At 50.1% G+C, this 15,495-nt stretch carries 13 protein-coding genes; 11 read left to right on the forward strand and 2 right to left on the reverse strand.

Features of this window, described 5'->3' with window-relative positions:
• Window positions 1-90: 90 nt before the first annotated feature.
• The 6 genes from AC1VOR_RS07540 to holA all read left to right on the forward strand — a co-directional run bounded on the left by AC1VOR_RS07540 (window position 91) and on the right by holA (window position 7,295).
• Window positions 91-657, forward strand: coding sequence for a ComEA family DNA-binding protein (locus AC1VOR_RS07540; protein ID WP_482616942.1), 567 nt, complete (start codon window positions 91-93; stop codon window positions 655-657).
• Between the two features lie 18 nt (window positions 658-675).
• The gene (locus AC1VOR_RS07545; RefSeq protein WP_482616944.1) at window positions 676-1,197 is read left to right on the forward strand and encodes a deoxycytidylate deaminase; all 522 of its coding nucleotides are present in this window, start codon (window positions 676-678) and stop codon (window positions 1,195-1,197) included.
• Window positions 1,198-1,305: 108 nt separating this feature from the next.
• Entirely contained in the window at window positions 1,306-3,993 is a 2,688-nt protein-coding gene (locus AC1VOR_RS07550; protein ID WP_482616945.1) for a ComEC/Rec2 family competence protein, read from the forward strand.
• 188 nt (window positions 3,994-4,181) lie between these two features.
• Window positions 4,182-4,730, forward strand: a complete 549-nt coding sequence (locus AC1VOR_RS07555; RefSeq protein ID WP_482616947.1) for an RNA polymerase sigma factor — start codon at window positions 4,182-4,184, stop codon at window positions 4,728-4,730.
• A complete protein-coding gene (locus AC1VOR_RS07560; protein ID WP_482616948.1) occupies window positions 4,727-5,962 on the forward strand; it encodes an anti-sigma factor family protein in 1,236 nt (411 codons plus the stop codon). Before AC1VOR_RS07555 ends, AC1VOR_RS07560 begins: the two co-directional genes overlap by 4 nt.
• 313 nt (window positions 5,963-6,275) lie before the next feature.
• Complete coding sequence (holA, locus tag AC1VOR_RS07565; RefSeq protein ID WP_482616950.1) at window positions 6,276-7,295, forward strand: DNA polymerase III subunit delta; 1,020 nt, start codon at window positions 6,276-6,278, stop codon at window positions 7,293-7,295.
• Between the two features lie 108 nt (window positions 7,296-7,403).
• On the opposite strand, the gene rpsT is transcribed toward holA, so the two are convergent.
• Window positions 7,404-7,676, reverse strand: a complete 273-nt coding sequence (rpsT, locus tag AC1VOR_RS07570) for a 30S ribosomal protein S20 (protein ID WP_482616951.1) — start codon at window positions 7,674-7,676, stop codon at window positions 7,404-7,406.
• 208 nt (window positions 7,677-7,884) lie between these two features.
• Between rpsT and gpr the strand changes: the two genes are divergently transcribed.
• From gpr to AC1VOR_RS07590, 4 genes are all read left to right on the forward strand, one after another.
• Window positions 7,885-8,901, forward strand: a complete 1,017-nt coding sequence (gene gpr, locus AC1VOR_RS07575; RefSeq protein ID WP_482616953.1) for a GPR endopeptidase — start codon at window positions 7,885-7,887, stop codon at window positions 8,899-8,901.
• A gap of 448 nt (window positions 8,902-9,349) precedes the next feature.
• A complete protein-coding gene (locus tag AC1VOR_RS07580; protein ID WP_482616955.1) occupies window positions 9,350-10,657 on the forward strand; it encodes a stage II sporulation protein P in 1,308 nt (435 codons plus the stop codon).
• A gap of 19 nt (window positions 10,658-10,676) precedes the next feature.
• Window positions 10,677-11,129 carry a hypothetical protein gene (locus AC1VOR_RS07585; RefSeq protein WP_482616957.1) on the forward strand — a complete coding sequence of 151 codons (453 nt, stop codon included), beginning with the start codon at window positions 10,677-10,679 and terminating at the stop codon, window positions 11,127-11,129.
• An 80-nt stretch (window positions 11,130-11,209) separates the two neighbouring features.
• Window positions 11,210-12,286, forward strand: coding sequence for a LacI family DNA-binding transcriptional regulator (locus AC1VOR_RS07590; RefSeq protein WP_482616959.1), 1,077 nt, complete (start codon window positions 11,210-11,212; stop codon window positions 12,284-12,286).
• On the opposite strand, the gene AC1VOR_RS07595 is transcribed toward AC1VOR_RS07590, so the two are convergent.
• A complete protein-coding gene (locus tag AC1VOR_RS07595) occupies window positions 12,280-13,473 on the reverse strand; it encodes an AGE family epimerase/isomerase (protein ID WP_482616960.1) in 1,194 nt (397 codons plus the stop codon). The genes AC1VOR_RS07590 and AC1VOR_RS07595 overlap by 7 nt on opposite strands.
• Window positions 13,474-13,652: 179 nt before the next feature.
• On the opposite strand from AC1VOR_RS07595, the gene lepA reads away from it, so the two are divergent.
• Window positions 13,653-15,470 (forward strand): translation elongation factor 4, encoded by a 1,818-nt coding sequence (lepA, locus tag AC1VOR_RS07600; protein WP_482616964.1) that lies wholly within the window; start codon window positions 13,653-13,655, stop codon window positions 15,468-15,470.
• Window positions 15,471-15,495: the final 25 nt, after the last annotated feature.

Here is a 15,495-nt window from a genome sequence, read left to right on the forward strand (position 1 = left end):
ATTCAAGATTCGATGTCGAATTTGCTTCTCGAGCAACTTCGTCCTGGGAAGATGACTTTTTGAACTACCTCTTAAGATTGGGGTGTGGGTATGCGCAAGTTGGTCATGACAGCCGCCGTGTCTGCAATGATCGGAGCGGGCCTGATGCTGCTGGCAACAGGAGGAAGTAAACCTGCGGGCATTGAAGGTTGGGCTCCTGTTAATGCTGCAATTGCTGCCACGTTGGAGGAAGCTGCCGAGGGTGAGCAGGCTGCTTCTGGCGGGAAAGTTCAGGTTAATGGGAAGGCGACGGTAGCAGCTACGGTGGAGACCCCGGAAGGCCAGTCTCCCCCGACATCCGTAGAAGTTCCCCGGCTACCTGCTGAGGAGGCTGCTCCACGCGGCAGTCAGGAGAATATGGGAGTGGCAAGCAGCGTCACCGCTTCCGGCGATACGGCAGGGACAAATCAGCCAGTCGTTGATGCTAGCTTGATCAGTATCAATCAGGCGGGTTTGGTGGAATTGCAGGATATTCCGGGTATCGGCGAGAAGAAGGCCAAGGCCATTATGGATTACCGCGATACACACGGAGGGTTCACTTCGATTGAGGAACTGACGGAAGTGAAGGGAATCGGAGATAAGATGCTGGCGAAGATGAAGCCATACATTAGGCTGTAAGACAGGGGGAGCTAGGAGATGAATCCGGACAAACGCAAAGATTGGGATACGTATTTCATGGATATTGCTTATATGGTATCTACGCGTTCACGTTGTAGCCGGCGGCATGTGGGGGCAGTGCTGGTGCAAGGGAAGAAATTGCTGGGGACGGCCTACAATGGAGCTCCCTCTGGCGTGCCTGACTGCTCGGAGGCGGGTTGCATGATTTCGGAAGAAGTTGAGCTGGTGCAAGAAGACGGGCAGGAGAAGATGGTCAAGAAGCAGCGTTGTATTCGTACGATTCATGCCGAGCAGAATTTGCTCTTGTTCACTGATCGTACGGATCGGGAAGGGGCAAGCGTATATGTTACCGATGAGCCCTGCTGGACATGCGCCAATATGCTAGCTAACAGCGGCATTACGGAAATCGTGTTCCATCGTCCTTATCCGAAGGATACCGGAAAGGTTACGGCCATGATGAAGCAAATCGGTATTACCTTTCGCCGTTTGGAGGCTTATCAGCCCCCACAGGAAACGGCCGAGCAAATTGACTTATTATAAGTAGGACTGGAATGCGGGAAGCACCTCATTCGCTTAAAGGCGGATGGGGTGCTTTTTTTAGTTGGCGGGGCTTGCTAGTGATTCAATGGGAAGGGAGGAGAAGTGAAGATGAGAAGAAGACCCTTAACAGCGATGACGGTTTGTTGGCTGCTTGGCAGCGGTCTGGCGGCAGGGAGCGGCGGTGGGATATTCTGGTGGCTGTGGCTGGGCGTCTCGCTCTTGGTGCTGGTGTCAGTGCTTGTCTTAAGGATGCCGTGGCGCAAGCTTATTTTATTATGGCTGGTATTTACGCTGGGAGCTTCTTATTGGCTTTATAATGAGGCACGTAATATTACTCATATAGAAATGCCGTCAAACGAGCAGATATGGCAGGGGCGCGTCGAAGGAATGGTTGTCTCGATGGTAGAGGTCGATGGCGACCGGGCTGATTTTACCCTGGAGGTATTTCGGCTGGTACGAGGACAAGAGACAGAACAAAAAATTCGAGGCGGAGAACGGGTGGCTGTACAATTGAGACTTGCTGCAAAAGAAGAGATTCAAACGGCAAGGCTTTGGAAGCGGGGTCAGCGAATCAGCTTAAATGGAAGCTTGCAGGAGCCGCAAGTCGCTCGGAATTTCGGTGGTTTTGATTATCGTCGCTATCTACATATTCAACGTATCCACTGGCTGTTCAAAGCCGAAGGAGCTTCGAGTCTGAGGGTAGAGGGTGGCAGCTATGGAATAGCCGGTTTCTTCGGTAAGGTCGACGAAGTTCGCTACGCCTTGGGTGACCGCATTGAGCGACTGTTCCCAGGTTGGCAGGCTGGTTATATGAAGGGGCTGCTGATCGGCCTGCAGGATGAGCTTGAGCCTGACAAATACACCGAGTTTACTAACCTTGGATTGACACATATTCTGGCTATTTCCGGCAGTCATGTAGCTATAAACGTGGGGCTTCTGTTTGGTTTGCTGCGGTTATGTCGGGCGACCAGGGAAACCTCGCTGAATGTCGTCATGGGTTTTGTTCCGATTTACATGCTGTTGACCGGATTTTCCCCGTCCGTGATCCGATCCGGTCTCATGACGATGCTCGGGATATACTTGCTGCAGCAAGGTCGATGGAAGGATAGCTTGAACATATTAGCTACCGCTGCTTGGCTTATGCTGTTGTGGGAGCCTTACTTTTTACTGAATGTCAGCTTCCAGCTATCCTTTGCTGTTACTGCGGGGTTAATTATCTTTGTTCCTCTATTAAGTCGTTATTTCCGGTGGCTGCCTCCCAAGATCGGAGGCGCTGTAGCCATTACGTTAGCAGCACAAATGGTTTCATTTCCGCTAACGATTACTTATTTTAATCAATTTTCCCTTCTGTCGATTCTGGCTAATTTGTTGCTGGTACCGGTTATTGGCGCAATTGCATTACCGCTTGGCACGGGAGCACTGTTACTTAGCTTCCTGCCTACCAAACTGGGATTATGGGCTGCGATACCGGTACGTTGGCTAAATAGCGCTACTTTTATAGTTACAGAATGGTTTAGCGGGCGTAGTGGCTTTATGACCTATTGGAGATCACCGAATATAGGGTGGATTCTCGCTTTTTACGGGTTTTGCTATTATGTGCTGGCTAAGGGCAGGGAGCGTCAACAGCAAGCGGATATTTGGCGGGTAAACGGAGGAATGGTGGGGGATACGGTTCCTCTCGGACCAGGAGCAGCAGGAGCCTGTGAACAGGCTGCGGCCGACTCTGTACCTTCTACAACCTACGGATTTGGAATAGCCAGGGATGGAAGGGGGCGAAAGTTCCCACGGGGTGCAAGGCAATGGACATCGGCTATCTATCGCTTGGCTATGGGACGAACCACCCCTTTGCTACGCTTAGCCGCTATTGCCGGGCTGGTACTGTTACTTGTGGTTGGTTATGGCACGGCATATGTGAAGGGAACGGGATATGTGGAGTTTATTGATATAGGTCAGGGAGACAGCACCTTGATTACAACACCTTCGGGGGTTCACATTCTGGTGGATGGTGGAGGTACCGTTTCTTTTCGCAAAGCCAAGGATAACTGGAGGGAACGCCGGGAGCCCTTCGAGGTGGGGACCAAGACTTTGGCTCCCCTGCTGAAAAAGCGAGGTATCCATCGACTGGATGCTGTAATTCTGACTCATGGCGACCAGGATCATATCGGTGGGATACAGGCCGTGCTGGAGCAATTTCGTGTCGAATCCTTGCTTATTAATGGCAGCCTGTCTCCATCGGCGACCATGACAAAACTGATGGAAACGGCTATAGCAAAGGGGATCCCTGTCTATTCGGTGAGCCGGGGGATGCAGCTTAAGCCCGACAAGGATACCCGATTGGAGTTTCTGTATCCGCAGCCAGACATCGGAGAATCCCGAACACTACCTGTAGATAAAGAGCAAAACCACCGCTCCATTGTCTTTTTGCTTCAAATGAACCACTCTTCCTTTTTATTTACCGGAGATATGGATGAGGCAGCAGAGAGAAAGGCGATAGCTCTGGAGAATGCTGTGGAGAACCCTGCCTACAAGAGACCTGTTAATGTCTTGAAGGTCGCTCATCATGGCAGCAAAACATCGACATCAGCGGCATGGCTTGGCTACTGGCAGCCGGAGCGTGCGCTCATTTCGGCGGGAGCGACGAATGTTTATGGTCATCCTCATCCAACCGTAGTTGAGCGGCTGGCCGAGCATAAGGTGCAGATTTATCGTACAGATCAGCAAGGGGAGGTACAGATGAAAGTACGCAGGGGTCGACCCATTGAAGCAAGGTTCAAACTGCCCGTACAGCCCGAGTAAAGGGAGCAGAATCAAGCAAAACGGTTAGCTTATTACAGCAGGATGACGGGGCCTTTCTTTTCTGATATTCTAAGGTGAGATTAAGAGAGCATGAAGCATGGATTAAAAGTTTAATTATATAGTAACAACATTGCAACATATTGTTGGACTCTAGCGTCTGTAAAGATGCAAGGAAGGGGGAGCCTTTAGTGGTAGAGCAGGATCTCATCAGAGCCGCTCAAACGGGCGATCGCGACGCTCTAATCACCCTATTGCGCAAGATCGAGAATCACGTATACCGGACGGCCTATTATATTTTGAACAATGAGCAGGATGCGCATGACGCGGCTCAGGAAGCCCTTATTCGTATTTATACCAAAATTGACTCCTATGAAGAGAAGGCGCAGTTCAAAACCTGGGTGCAACGGATTGTGACCAACATCTGCATTGATAAATTCCGTAGACAAAAGCCAACCGTATCCATTGACGAGCATGAAATGGTGTTCCAAGGTAAGGAAAGTGTGGAGCGGGAAGTGATGGCGGGATATTTGGCCGAGGATATTCGGGATGCTATTGAGCAATTACCGGAACATCACAGGTCGGTGGTTGTGCTTAGATATTTGCAGGATTTCTCGTATAACGAAATTGCTGACAGCTTGAATTTACCCCTGAATACAGTGAAATCCTATTTATTCAGGGCTAGGCAACAGTTGCAGCATCTACTCCAAGATTATCAGAAGGGTGGTGTATCAGGATGAAATGCCAGGAGGCGGAGGAATGGATGCAGCGGTATCTGGACCATGATTTAAATGAAGAAGATCGCTCGTTGCTGTTCGAGCATATTCACGGTTGCGAGGCTTGTGCCGAAGCGTTTGAACGATTAAGCGATCTGTCTGCCCGGCTGGAGAAGTTGCCCCAAGTCATGCCTAACTTTAGTCTTGTGGACGCAATTCTTCCGCAATTGGAAGAAATCGACCGGGCCCGACTGGAGGAAGGGAGCACTGCTGAGACTTCGGCTTTGCCGATCATGTCGCTGGATAAGAGCGCATCGGACGAAGTCCCGGGAGACCCGAGTGGCAGAGATGTGCGACGCCGGAGTGGTGGAAGAACACTGCAACGAAGCTGGATATACCGTTATGGTGCACTTGGGGCGGCGGCAGTTATTATTTTAAGCGTGTTTATTTATCAGTATGAGCCACGCACGTTGTCGGACGCCGAGGTGTCCTCTGCCATACAGCAAAGTGAAAGTCTGAATGACCAGCATACCAGCAACGATTCGGCAGCCGATGAGGTGACCGAGGAGATGTCTCTTCAGTTCAAGGCTGAGGAGAGCAGTAATACTAATCATGAGGTGTCGTCTGAATTACCGGATCAAACGGCGAAAGCGCCTGTGTTAGATAAGCAGCCAAGTTCCACGGATGGTAGTCCGGCAGCGGGAGATTCTAACCAGCCGGATAATCCGCCGCAAGCCAGTCAACCTAATGCGCGTTCCGGTGGCAATTCGGCTTCAGATCAGCTTCAGATGGGTTCGCCGGGCAATTCCTCTGGCGGGAATTCGTCAGGAGCAGATCAGGCGGAACCTGAAGATCAGGAAGCCATGCGTACAGAAATTTTTAAGAATGCCGAGGGGGGTGCAGACTCTGCTGATCCGAATCAGCAGACGCAGCAACAGGAGCCAAGTGATAAGGCTATAGTCGGTGACACGGCGGATGGTAGTTATTTGCTCACCGGGCAACCCCTTGTCTGGTCTTCTCCGGACGGAGTCTTTGAGGCAGAAGTGAAAGAGGAACATTTGTATATTTACAAATGGGAATCCGAGGAGCGTAAGCAGGTTCATGCCGAGCCACTTGGCGGGGATTGGGTGACCGGTGGCTGGTCAGCGGAAGACCATATATTTACGTATCAGACAGAGAAAGATGGAGCTGCGATTAATCACAAGTTTGAGGCAGGCAAATGGGCCGAGACAAATGCTGAGGGAGAACAGCCATAGAACTGTAGCATGGTGGTTAGCTGGGTTCGAGCTCAGGCGATTTCCTAAATATGCGAAAGCAGTCACCTTTTCAGGAGATATGGAATAGGTTATATAGAGTAGAGACAATGTTATATCCCCCTGATCGTCGTATGACCGCCATTCGGAGAGTTTCTAGAGCTCTTCGGCGTGCGTTTATATAGATGCTCCGGGACAAAGGGATCTTTCGCCGTGAGGCAGAGGTCCCTTTGTTGCGTAATCGGCAGAGACCTTGAAGAACAAGGGGGACTCGAAGTATGATGGTAAGAGGCAAGAGACGAAAGGGAGAAGCCGGATGGACGCAAAGCAAGCGGTAAAAGACATTAAGCAGGGGCGTATCTCCCCGTTATATTTGTGCTACGGCACAGAGAAATATCAAATTCAGGAGTTCACCCGCTTGTTGCAGGATAAGCTGGTGGATCGGGAACAGAAGGATTTTGCCTTAGCCTCCTTCGACTTGGCAGAAACACCGATAGAGATGGTGGTGGAGGAAGCGGAGACGATGCCGTTTCTGGTGGAGCGCAAATTGATTATTGTTCGTGATTCGTCCGTGTTCACCGCAGGCAAGGACGGGGGGAAGATCGAGCATAAGGTAGAGGCTTTATTATCCTACATAAGTAACCCCGCTGACCATAGCGTGATTGTATTTGTTGTGCATCATGAAAAGCTGGATGAGCGGAAGAAGGTAGTCAAGGCCATGAAGGCCTCTGGTACGGCTTTGTCCTTTATGCCGATGGGAGGGCGTGAGCTTGTCCACTGGGTGGTGCAAGAGGTGGAGAAACGAGGCTGCCGAATCGCCGCAGATGCCGCAGAGGCACTAATCGCCGTCAGTGGTGTGCAGATGGCGGTGTTGGCGGCCGAAACGGACAAGCTATGCTTGTATGCTGGAGCGGGCGGGATGATTGATACCATTGCCGTAGAGCAATTGGTAGCCCGAAGTACGGAGCAAAATGTATTTGTTATGGTTGAACATATTGCCGCCCTGAGATTGGAGCAGGCCTTGGGCATTTTCTATGAGCTGCTTAAGCAACGTGAGGAGCCGATCAAGATCGCTGCATTAATTGCTCGTCAATTCCGGATTATGCTGCAAGTTAAGGATCTGGGACGACAAAGCTATTCGCAGCAACAGATTGCTTCCAGGCTGAGTTTGCATCCTTATGTAGTCAAGCTGGCAGGAGAGCAGGCGCGAAAATTCGAACCCGAACGGTTGCGCACAATTATGTCTGACCTCGCTGAGTTGGATTACCGCATGAAGAGCGGGAAGGTTGACAAGGTACTAGGCTTGGAACTGTTCTTGTTGAAGTTGGGGGCCTAATCCCCCCCAAGGCCTAGCGATAATCTCAAAATCAACGGATGAACCAAAAAGACCTGAACGAACATCGTCCAGGTCTTCTTGAGCTTAAACTTGATATAATAACGACGCTTACGCTTGGGACGTAAGGGCGTTCAATTTTTTAGCCAAGCGGGATTTCTTGCGGGCAGCTGCATTTTTATGGATCAAACCTTTAGTTACGGCTTTGTCCAATTTTTTGGCTGCAGCAGCGAAGGCAGTTTTAGCTGCTTCTACTTCGTTGTTAGCCAGTGCGGAATCAGCAGCTTTCACTACTGTACGCAGGGCGGACTTTTGCGAAGCGTTCAAAGCGCGACGCTTGTCGTTTGTTTTCACACGTTTGATTGCGGATTTAATGTTTGGCATTGCATTCACCTCCTGTAAAGCATATATCAACCCAGATGATTCACAACTTAAAATAGTTTATCACGCAAGGTAGCAAAAAGCAATAAGATCATCATACTTAATCTCTCGTTTTCTGGCAAGCCAGCAGCCCGCTGAAAAGGCTGTATGTATAAACGGATTCCCTCTCCCGCACAATAAAGGCAACAAGAGCAAATGGAGGTCTTATGGCATGAATTTGGATTTGCGCAAATATTCCGTACGCACTGATCTTGCTGTCGAGTCGAAGGAAATAGCAGAGACGGCCCATGGTGGACCTGTGCCAGGTGTTCATGAACAGATTGAGGAACTGGATGGAGGCATCAAAATCACTCGTCTGGACGTAACCAGTGAGGCTGCCTCCAGGCAAATTGGGAGAATTCAGGGGCATTACATCACGCTGGAGGTGCCCGGCCTGCGGAACAAAGATACAGAACTTCAGGAGAAGGTATCCGCTGCGTTCGCCCAAGAATTTACGGCATTCCTGCCCAAGATCGGTGTTGCTCCCGGAGCCAAAGCCTTAATCGTGGGGCTGGGCAACTGGAACGTCACGCCGGATGCGCTGGGACCCTTGGTCGTGGAGAATGTCGTGGTGACCCGTCATTACTTTGAGTTGACGCCGGACCAGGTAGCTCCGGGTTATCGCGAGGTGAGTGCCATTGCACCGGGAGTGCTTGGAATTACGGGGATTGAATCCAGCGAGGTCGTTCAGGGCATCGTTGACCGGACCAAGCCCGATTTGATTATTGCTATCGATGCCTTGGCATCCCGCTCTCTGGAACGGGTGAACACGACCATTCAGATCGCTGATATCGGCATACATCCGGGATCGGGCATCGGCAATAAGCGGAGGGGGCTTACCAAGGAAATTTTGGGCGTGCCATGTATCGCGATCGGAGTTCCCACCGTCTGTTACGCGTCTACTATCGTCAACAATGTGTTTGATTTAATGAAAAATCACTTTAATCAGGAAAGCGGTGACGATGAGGCACCCACCAAACAAATCATGGGTATGCTCAATGACTTGGGTGAAGGAGAACGCTTGGGGCTAGTAAGGGAGGTCTTGGAGCCTCTCGGACATGACCTTATCGTTACGCCGAAGGAAATCGATGAATTCATCGAAGATGTAGCCAACGTGATTGCCAGCGGCCTTAATATTGCGTTGCATGAGGCGGTAACCCCAGATAATGTAGCCTCCTACACCCACTAATCTTAGAGGTAGTTCAAAAAGTCAGCTTTTGATCACGAAGCGGCCTAGGAAGTGAATTCGGCGTCGAATCTTGAATTCAGCCGAGCCAAGCATATGCTTTCGTAGTATGTTTCTTACAGAAACATTTGAGATGCTCACGTACCCGTGCTTCCGAAGTCGTTTTCTCCAAAAACGTGTAGCTCCGCTTCTCAGTCTCTAGCTTCATCCAACCTTCTCGGTGCTGAAAAGCTGACTTTTTGAACATTATAATTAAGAGGTAGTCCAAAAAGTCATCTTTTGATCACGAAGCGGCTCAGGAAGTGAATTCGGCATCGCACCAACCCAAATATATGGAAATCCGCAAATCTAGCGGATTTCTTTTTTTTATGAGATTCGGGGTTCTAGCCGCCAAACTAGGTTCATAGATTTGGAATATACAGTTTGAAAGCGGCTGGAGGAGGTTTTACCTATGAGATTTAAAGCTTGGAACGTAGGAAAGATGAGACGAAATTTGCTGCATGCCTTGGCGCTAGGACGGACCTTCTTGCTCTTGGCGGTCATGTCGATGATCTTCTTTATCATGCTGGGCGTCCTGGGAATTGCCGAGAAAAGCCTGAATACATCGCCGGTGTCTTCCATGAAGGGCCTGGCGGCTTCGCTGTCCAGCGGTTTCTTTATGGATATGGTTGGCATGGAAGTCCCTCATGTCGCGAGTGAGAAGCAGACCCCCACCATCTCGGGGAAGCAAATGACGAATTTTGTATTTCAGCTCTTAACAGACGTAAATCCTACTGATCCTAAAAGTTTGGTAGCCAGAGAGGTTCCGGGACTTGGAGCGGATAATCCAATCTTACTTCGGACGGGTTCAGGGAATCATACAGCTCGTGCGCCAGAAGATTACCGGCCAGGCACCGGAGCAGACGGAAGCGCACCTGATCATTCTGATCCGGATGAGGGAGACGATCCTGGGGCAGAACCAGGGCAGGATGGTGGAAGTGAAGTCCCTCCATCAACCACCACACCGGGCAACGGTGCAGGGGAAGAGAATGGGGAACCTTCCGTGCAGCCGGGGAACAAGAACATCGTTATGGTCTACCATTCACATCCGCAGGAATCCTTTAACCCTGTGCTTGGAACGGACATAGACAACCCGAGCTCGGCTGAAAATATGAAGAATGTAGGGCTGGTAGGAGAGGCCTTGACAAAGGAATTGGAGCGTAAAGGGGTTGCTGCTCTGCACTCCTTCGAGAATTATGCAGCCAAGGTAAGCAATTATAGCTATAACTACTCATATAAATATTCACGAGAGACAGTCAAACGAGCCATGGCTGAGAACGGCAAGCTCCAATATTTCATCGATATTCACCGGGATTCACAGCGTCACGACAAAACGACAACATCTATCGACGGGCTTAATTATGCGCAGGTCTATTTTATCATCGGTCATGGCAACGAGAACTGGAGGGAGAACGAGAAGTTCGCAAGTTCGATTCATGATCGTCTGGAGCGGAGCTACCCCGGTATTTCACGCGGCATTTGGGGGAAGACCTCTTCTCAGGGTAACGGAGAATATAACCAATCGTTATCTCCTAACAGCATTCTGATTGAAGTTGGTGGCATAGATAACAGCCAGGAAGAGTTGGAGCGTACGGCCAAGGTATTGGCTAGCATCATTGCTGATTTGTATTGGGAGAACCAGGATGCCGAGAAGGCAGGCACGTTGACGCGGAGCGGAGATGCCGAGGCGACCGATCAAGCATCGAACAAAAAATCCTGAGTGAAGGAGACAGGCTGTTATGGCAAAAATGCTACGTAACACTTTATTATATGGCTTCCTACTGGTCGGGGGAGTGACGCTTGGCATGCAGCTTGCGGAGAATGGAACAGCCTCCATCTATGGACCCTCTTTTGATACGAACAGGACGGCTTCTACCGAGCAGACGGTGCAAGGCCTGAATCCCGCTTACGTCTGGACCAATGGGCAAGGAGACGTGATGGTGCAGAGCAACGCCCCCCTTAGCTCGGGTCAGCCGCAGGTATTAACCCCTCCCGATCAGGACTACGAAGTCGGAACTGAGAAGCAGCCTCAGGGTGGAGATCAGGTGATGCAAACTCCTGCAGATTTACTGCTGCCACCCCCTTCTGCACCGGCTGTGGACCGTTTTGCCGACAAGGCGGCTCATTTGTTACAGCGCGTATCACAACAAAGCATTCATTGGGTCGCTTCATGGTTTGATCCGAACGAATAACGAGGCTGGCCTATGTTATAATGTTGTTAGCTTGTTATTAAAACCGTTAGTGTTACGGGTCAACCCGGAGGTTATGAATTTTGAAGAAAATTACGATGCAACAAATTGCCGATCATCTGGGCGTGTCCAAATTCGTTGTTTCCAGAGCGCTATCCGGCAAGGGAGGCGTAAATGAGACGACCAGGGAGCGAGTTATTCAAGCCGCTTCAAGGCTCGGGTATTTCAATCAGAAGAACGGGTATGTCAAAAATACGATACCGGCACCTACCACTTCCATTCAGCTAGCTCAGACAGGCAAACAGTCCGTGCTGGTGCTGATGCCGAATATTCGTTTTCAAAATAAGGATTCCCTGTATTGGGGAAGGCTGCTGGAGGGGATTTCCGGAGAGCTGGAGGCTCAGGAACTCGGGATGATTATCGTGTCTGATCCCCGCAGTGATCATTTTATTAATATTCTGAATCCGGCAGGCATCCTGGGGATGATTGGCGTTGGACAAATTGCCACGCCTTTTCTGCTTGAGGTCCATCGCCTTGGATTGACGATGGTGCTGGTTGACCATGAGGACCCGCTCATTCCCTGCGATACCATTTTCGCCAACAACCTGGATGGCATGGCAAGGCTGACCAATCACTTGATTGGTCTTGGACACCGGGAACTGTACTTTCTCGGCAATTCCTCTTTCTCTCGAAGCTTCCGGGATCGTTGGCTTGGCTTTCGCAGCGCTTTGGAAGAGAACGGTTTGCTCCCTGAGGCGGGGCATGATCCCATGCTCAAGCTGGAAGGAATCGAGAATGGCGCATATCGGGAGAAGCTGAGTGACTGGGTACGGGAGCGCAAGCAGGCAGGAACCATGCCAACGGCCTTGGTATGCGCGAATGATGCTGTCGCTCTAATCGCCTGTTCGGTACTGGACGAGCTAGGGATAGCCGTGCCAGATGAGGTGGCGGTGAGCGGTTTTGATAATATTGCTGATGCCGCTCAGCATATTCCTCCGGTCACGACCGTAAATGTGCCGAAGGAGGAATTGGGGCAGCGGGCGGTAAAAAAGCTGCTGGAGCGGCTGAATCAGCCCTCAGCCCCGCAAGAGAAAATTATGATTTCTGTAGAAGCGGTGTATCGCAAGACTACAGCCGCACCGATCACCGGAACTCAATAATTCAAGCGCTCCAGCATTTCCAGACAAGCACGGCTATTATGGTAAGGACATTTCCAGGGACTGACCTTGGGCAGGTTCGGTACAGGAAGTTTATCCTCACCGATGGCAAGGAACCATTCCCCATATTCACTGTCGATCAGGTGGTTCTGAATGAAGCTCCAGGAGTTCTCTGCCGCCTGATGGTATTTCTCATTCCCTGTTAACTGGTAGGCATTATAGAAACCAACCATTGCTTCAGCCTGCGGCCACCAATCCTTGTTGGCATCGGTAAGACCGCTGGGATCGGCTTCATTCCAAATGCCCCCATCATCGTCAATCCCCTTGGTGTATACGGCTTCGGCCATCTGTAGAGCGGTCTGTTTGACCCGCTGGAGCAGAGCTGTATCGCCTAACACTTCGGCTGCTTCAACCAGCAGCCAGCTTCCTTCAATATCATGTCCATAGGAGATATGATGCCCCTTCACTTGCCAGACTTCATCAAAAAAGAGATGAAAATGACCTGTTTGCGAATCCACGATATGATCTAGTGTGACGTTAATAAGCTCGGTCAGGCTGCGTTGTAAATCAGGAGAAGACGGCCAGACCCGGTATAACCCCGTGTAGGCTTCCAGCACATGCAGATGAGTATTCATGGATTTCTTCTCATTCAAGTCTTTATCGCTCAGACTCAAATCATCGGTGGGTCCCCAGTCTCGGGCCAAAGCTTCGACATATCCCTGATGCACCGGGTCGTAGCTGAATTTCTCCAACAAGCGGTAAAGCTCCATAGCCAGATCCAGCGCCTCTTGCCGCGAAGTAGCCCGGTAAAATTCGGCGAGAGCATAAATGACAAAGGCTTGACCGTAGACTTGCTTCTTATCCTGAACAGGCTGACCTTGGGCATTGAGCATCCAATAGAACCCTCCATGTTCTTGATCCTGAAAATAATCACGAAGGTATAAGTAAGCCCGCTCGGCCAAATCCGAATAAGGGACGGAAGAAAACTGGCGACTCGCAGCAGAAAATGTCCAGAGAATCCGGGCATGGAGTACCAGCCCTTTGTCCGCTTGGTCATCAATCATCCCCAAGGAATCTATGAAGCCAATAAAACCGCCATTCTTGTTATCCACGGTACGTTCTGCCCAGAATTTTAAAATATTTGCTTGCAATTCCTGCTGTAGTTGTTCGCTCCACACTAGTTGGTTCACTAACGGTAAACCTCCTTTGTTTGTTTTGTTATTATATTTTATATAATATAGGATAACAAAAATGAACCCCATCATCTACTACGATCTTTACGCTAAATTGCTACTGTGATTGCTGCTTGCCCTTGCAACTGATATAATAAATTGATTGTATTACTTCGAGGATTTTGGTGGGGGTAAGGATGAAGGATATTAAGGCAAGACAAGAGAAAATTCGGAATTTCAGTATTATTGCACATATAGACCATGGTAAATCGACCTTGGCTGACCGTATTCTTGAATTTACCGGTGCACTTACATCCCGGGAAATGCAGGAGCAAGTACTGGATAAGATGGACTTGGAGCGCGAACGGGGAATTACGATCAAGTTGCAGGCGGTGCGTCTGAGCTATCGTGCTGACGATGGTGAGGAGTATCTGCTTAATCTTATCGATACTCCTGGACACGTAGACTTTACGTATGAGGTGTCCCGCAGTTTGGCTGCTTGTGAAGGGGCCTTGCTGGTCGTGGATGCGGCTCAAGGTATTGAAGCACAAACTTTGGCCAACGTATATCTGGCACTGGATAATAACCTGGAGATTTTGCCGGTCATCAACAAAATTGATTTGCCAAGCGCTGATCCTGATCGGGTAAAGGAAGAGATCGAAGATGTCATTGGCCTGGACGCCAGCGAGGCAGTACACGCTTCGGCCAAGGCAGGGATCGGCATTAAGGAGATTCTGGAGCAGGTTGTTCACAAGGTTCCCGCTCCAACGGGAGATCCTGAAAGCCCTCTGAAGGCTTTGATCTTTGACTCCCACTACGACCCTTATAAAGGGGTTATCGTTTATGTCCGCGTCATTGACGGGCAGATCAAGGCGGGTTCCAAAATTCACATGATGGCGACGAACAAAACCTTTGAGGTGATCGAGGTTGGGGCCTTTATGCCACGCATGACGGCAGTGGACGAACTGAACGTTGGTGATGTTGGCTTTATCGTAGCCGGAATCAAGACGGTCGGTGATACTCGTGTCGGGGATACCGTAACGGATGCGAAGAATCCGACACCAGAACCGTTGCCGGGTTACCGTAAGATTAATCCTATGGTGTATTGCGGTCTCTATCCGATTGAGACGTCGGATTATAACGACTTGCGGGAAGCACTGGAGAAGCTGCAATTAAATGACGCTTCGCTCAGCTTCGAGCCGGAAACTTCGAGTGCGCTTGGCTTTGGCTTCCGCTGCGGGTTCTTGGGCCTGTTGCATATGGACGTCATTCAAGAGCGAATCGAGCGGGAATTCAACATTCCCTTGATTACGACGGCGCCAAGTGTTATCTATCACGTTACGTTGACTAATGGAGAAATGATCACCATCGACAATCCGTCCAACTATCCTGAGGTCGGCAAGATTGAATATGTCGAGGAGCCTTTTGTTAAAGCCTCGATTATCGTTCCTAACGATTATGTAGGCACGGTTATGGAGCTTTGCCAAAACAAACGCGGCGAGTTCGTAAATATGGAGTATCTCGACACGACGCGGGTAACGATTATTTACCAGGTGCCGCTGTCAGAAATCGTCTATGATTTCTTCGACCAATTGAAGTCAAGCACGAAGGGGTATGCTTCGTTTGATTACGAGATATCCGGATACCGCCAGTCTAGCTTGGTGAAGATGGATATTTTGCTGAACGGAGAACAGGTTGATGCCTTGTCCTTCATCGTACACCGTGAACGTGCATATCATCGCGGACGGATTATTTGCCAGAAGCTACGTGAGCTTATACCGCGTCAAATGTTCGAGGTGCCTATTCAGGCCTCGATCGGACAGAAGGTTATCGCCCGCGAAACCGTAAAGGCCATGCGCAAGAATGTGCTTGCCAAATGTTACGGCGGTGATATTTCACGGAAGCGTAAGCTGCTGGAGAAGCAGAAGGAAGGCAAGAAGCGGATGAAGCAGGTCGGCAACGTGGAAGTGCCGCAGGAAGCCTTCATGGCTGTACTGAAAATTGACGAAGATTAACAGGGGGAAGCCGCAAGGCTTTCCT

The organism is Paenibacillus sp. 1SOY10, assembly GCF_056836745.1.

What these genes read in the sequence shown, in the direction of transcription:
- holA (WP_482616950.1), top strand. Translation starts at nt 6,276, where the DNA reads ATGGACGCAAAGCAAGCGGTAAAAGACATTAAGCAGGGGCGTATCTCC.
- AC1VOR_RS07560 (WP_482616948.1), top strand. Translation starts at nt 4,727, where the DNA reads ATGAAATGCCAGGAGGCGGAGGAATGGATGCAGCGGTATCTGGACCAT.
- gpr (WP_482616953.1), top strand. Translation starts at nt 7,885, where the DNA reads ATGAATTTGGATTTGCGCAAATATTCCGTACGCACTGATCTTGCTGTC.
- AC1VOR_RS07550 (WP_482616945.1), top strand. Translation starts at nt 1,306, where the DNA reads ATGAGAAGAAGACCCTTAACAGCGATGACGGTTTGTTGGCTGCTTGGC.
- AC1VOR_RS07540 (WP_482616942.1), top strand. Translation starts at nt 91, where the DNA reads ATGCGCAAGTTGGTCATGACAGCCGCCGTGTCTGCAATGATCGGAGCG.
- AC1VOR_RS07580 (WP_482616955.1), top strand. Translation starts at nt 9,350, where the DNA reads ATGAGATTTAAAGCTTGGAACGTAGGAAAGATGAGACGAAATTTGCTG.
- AC1VOR_RS07585 (WP_482616957.1), top strand. Translation starts at nt 10,677, where the DNA reads ATGGCAAAAATGCTACGTAACACTTTATTATATGGCTTCCTACTGGTC.
- AC1VOR_RS07545 (WP_482616944.1), top strand. Translation starts at nt 676, where the DNA reads ATGAATCCGGACAAACGCAAAGATTGGGATACGTATTTCATGGATATT.
- rpsT (WP_482616951.1), bottom strand. Translation starts at nt 7,676, where the DNA reads ATGCCAAACATTAAATCCGCAATCAAACGTGTGAAAACAAACGACAAG.
- lepA (WP_482616964.1), top strand. Translation starts at nt 13,653, where the DNA reads ATGAAGGATATTAAGGCAAGACAAGAGAAAATTCGGAATTTCAGTATT.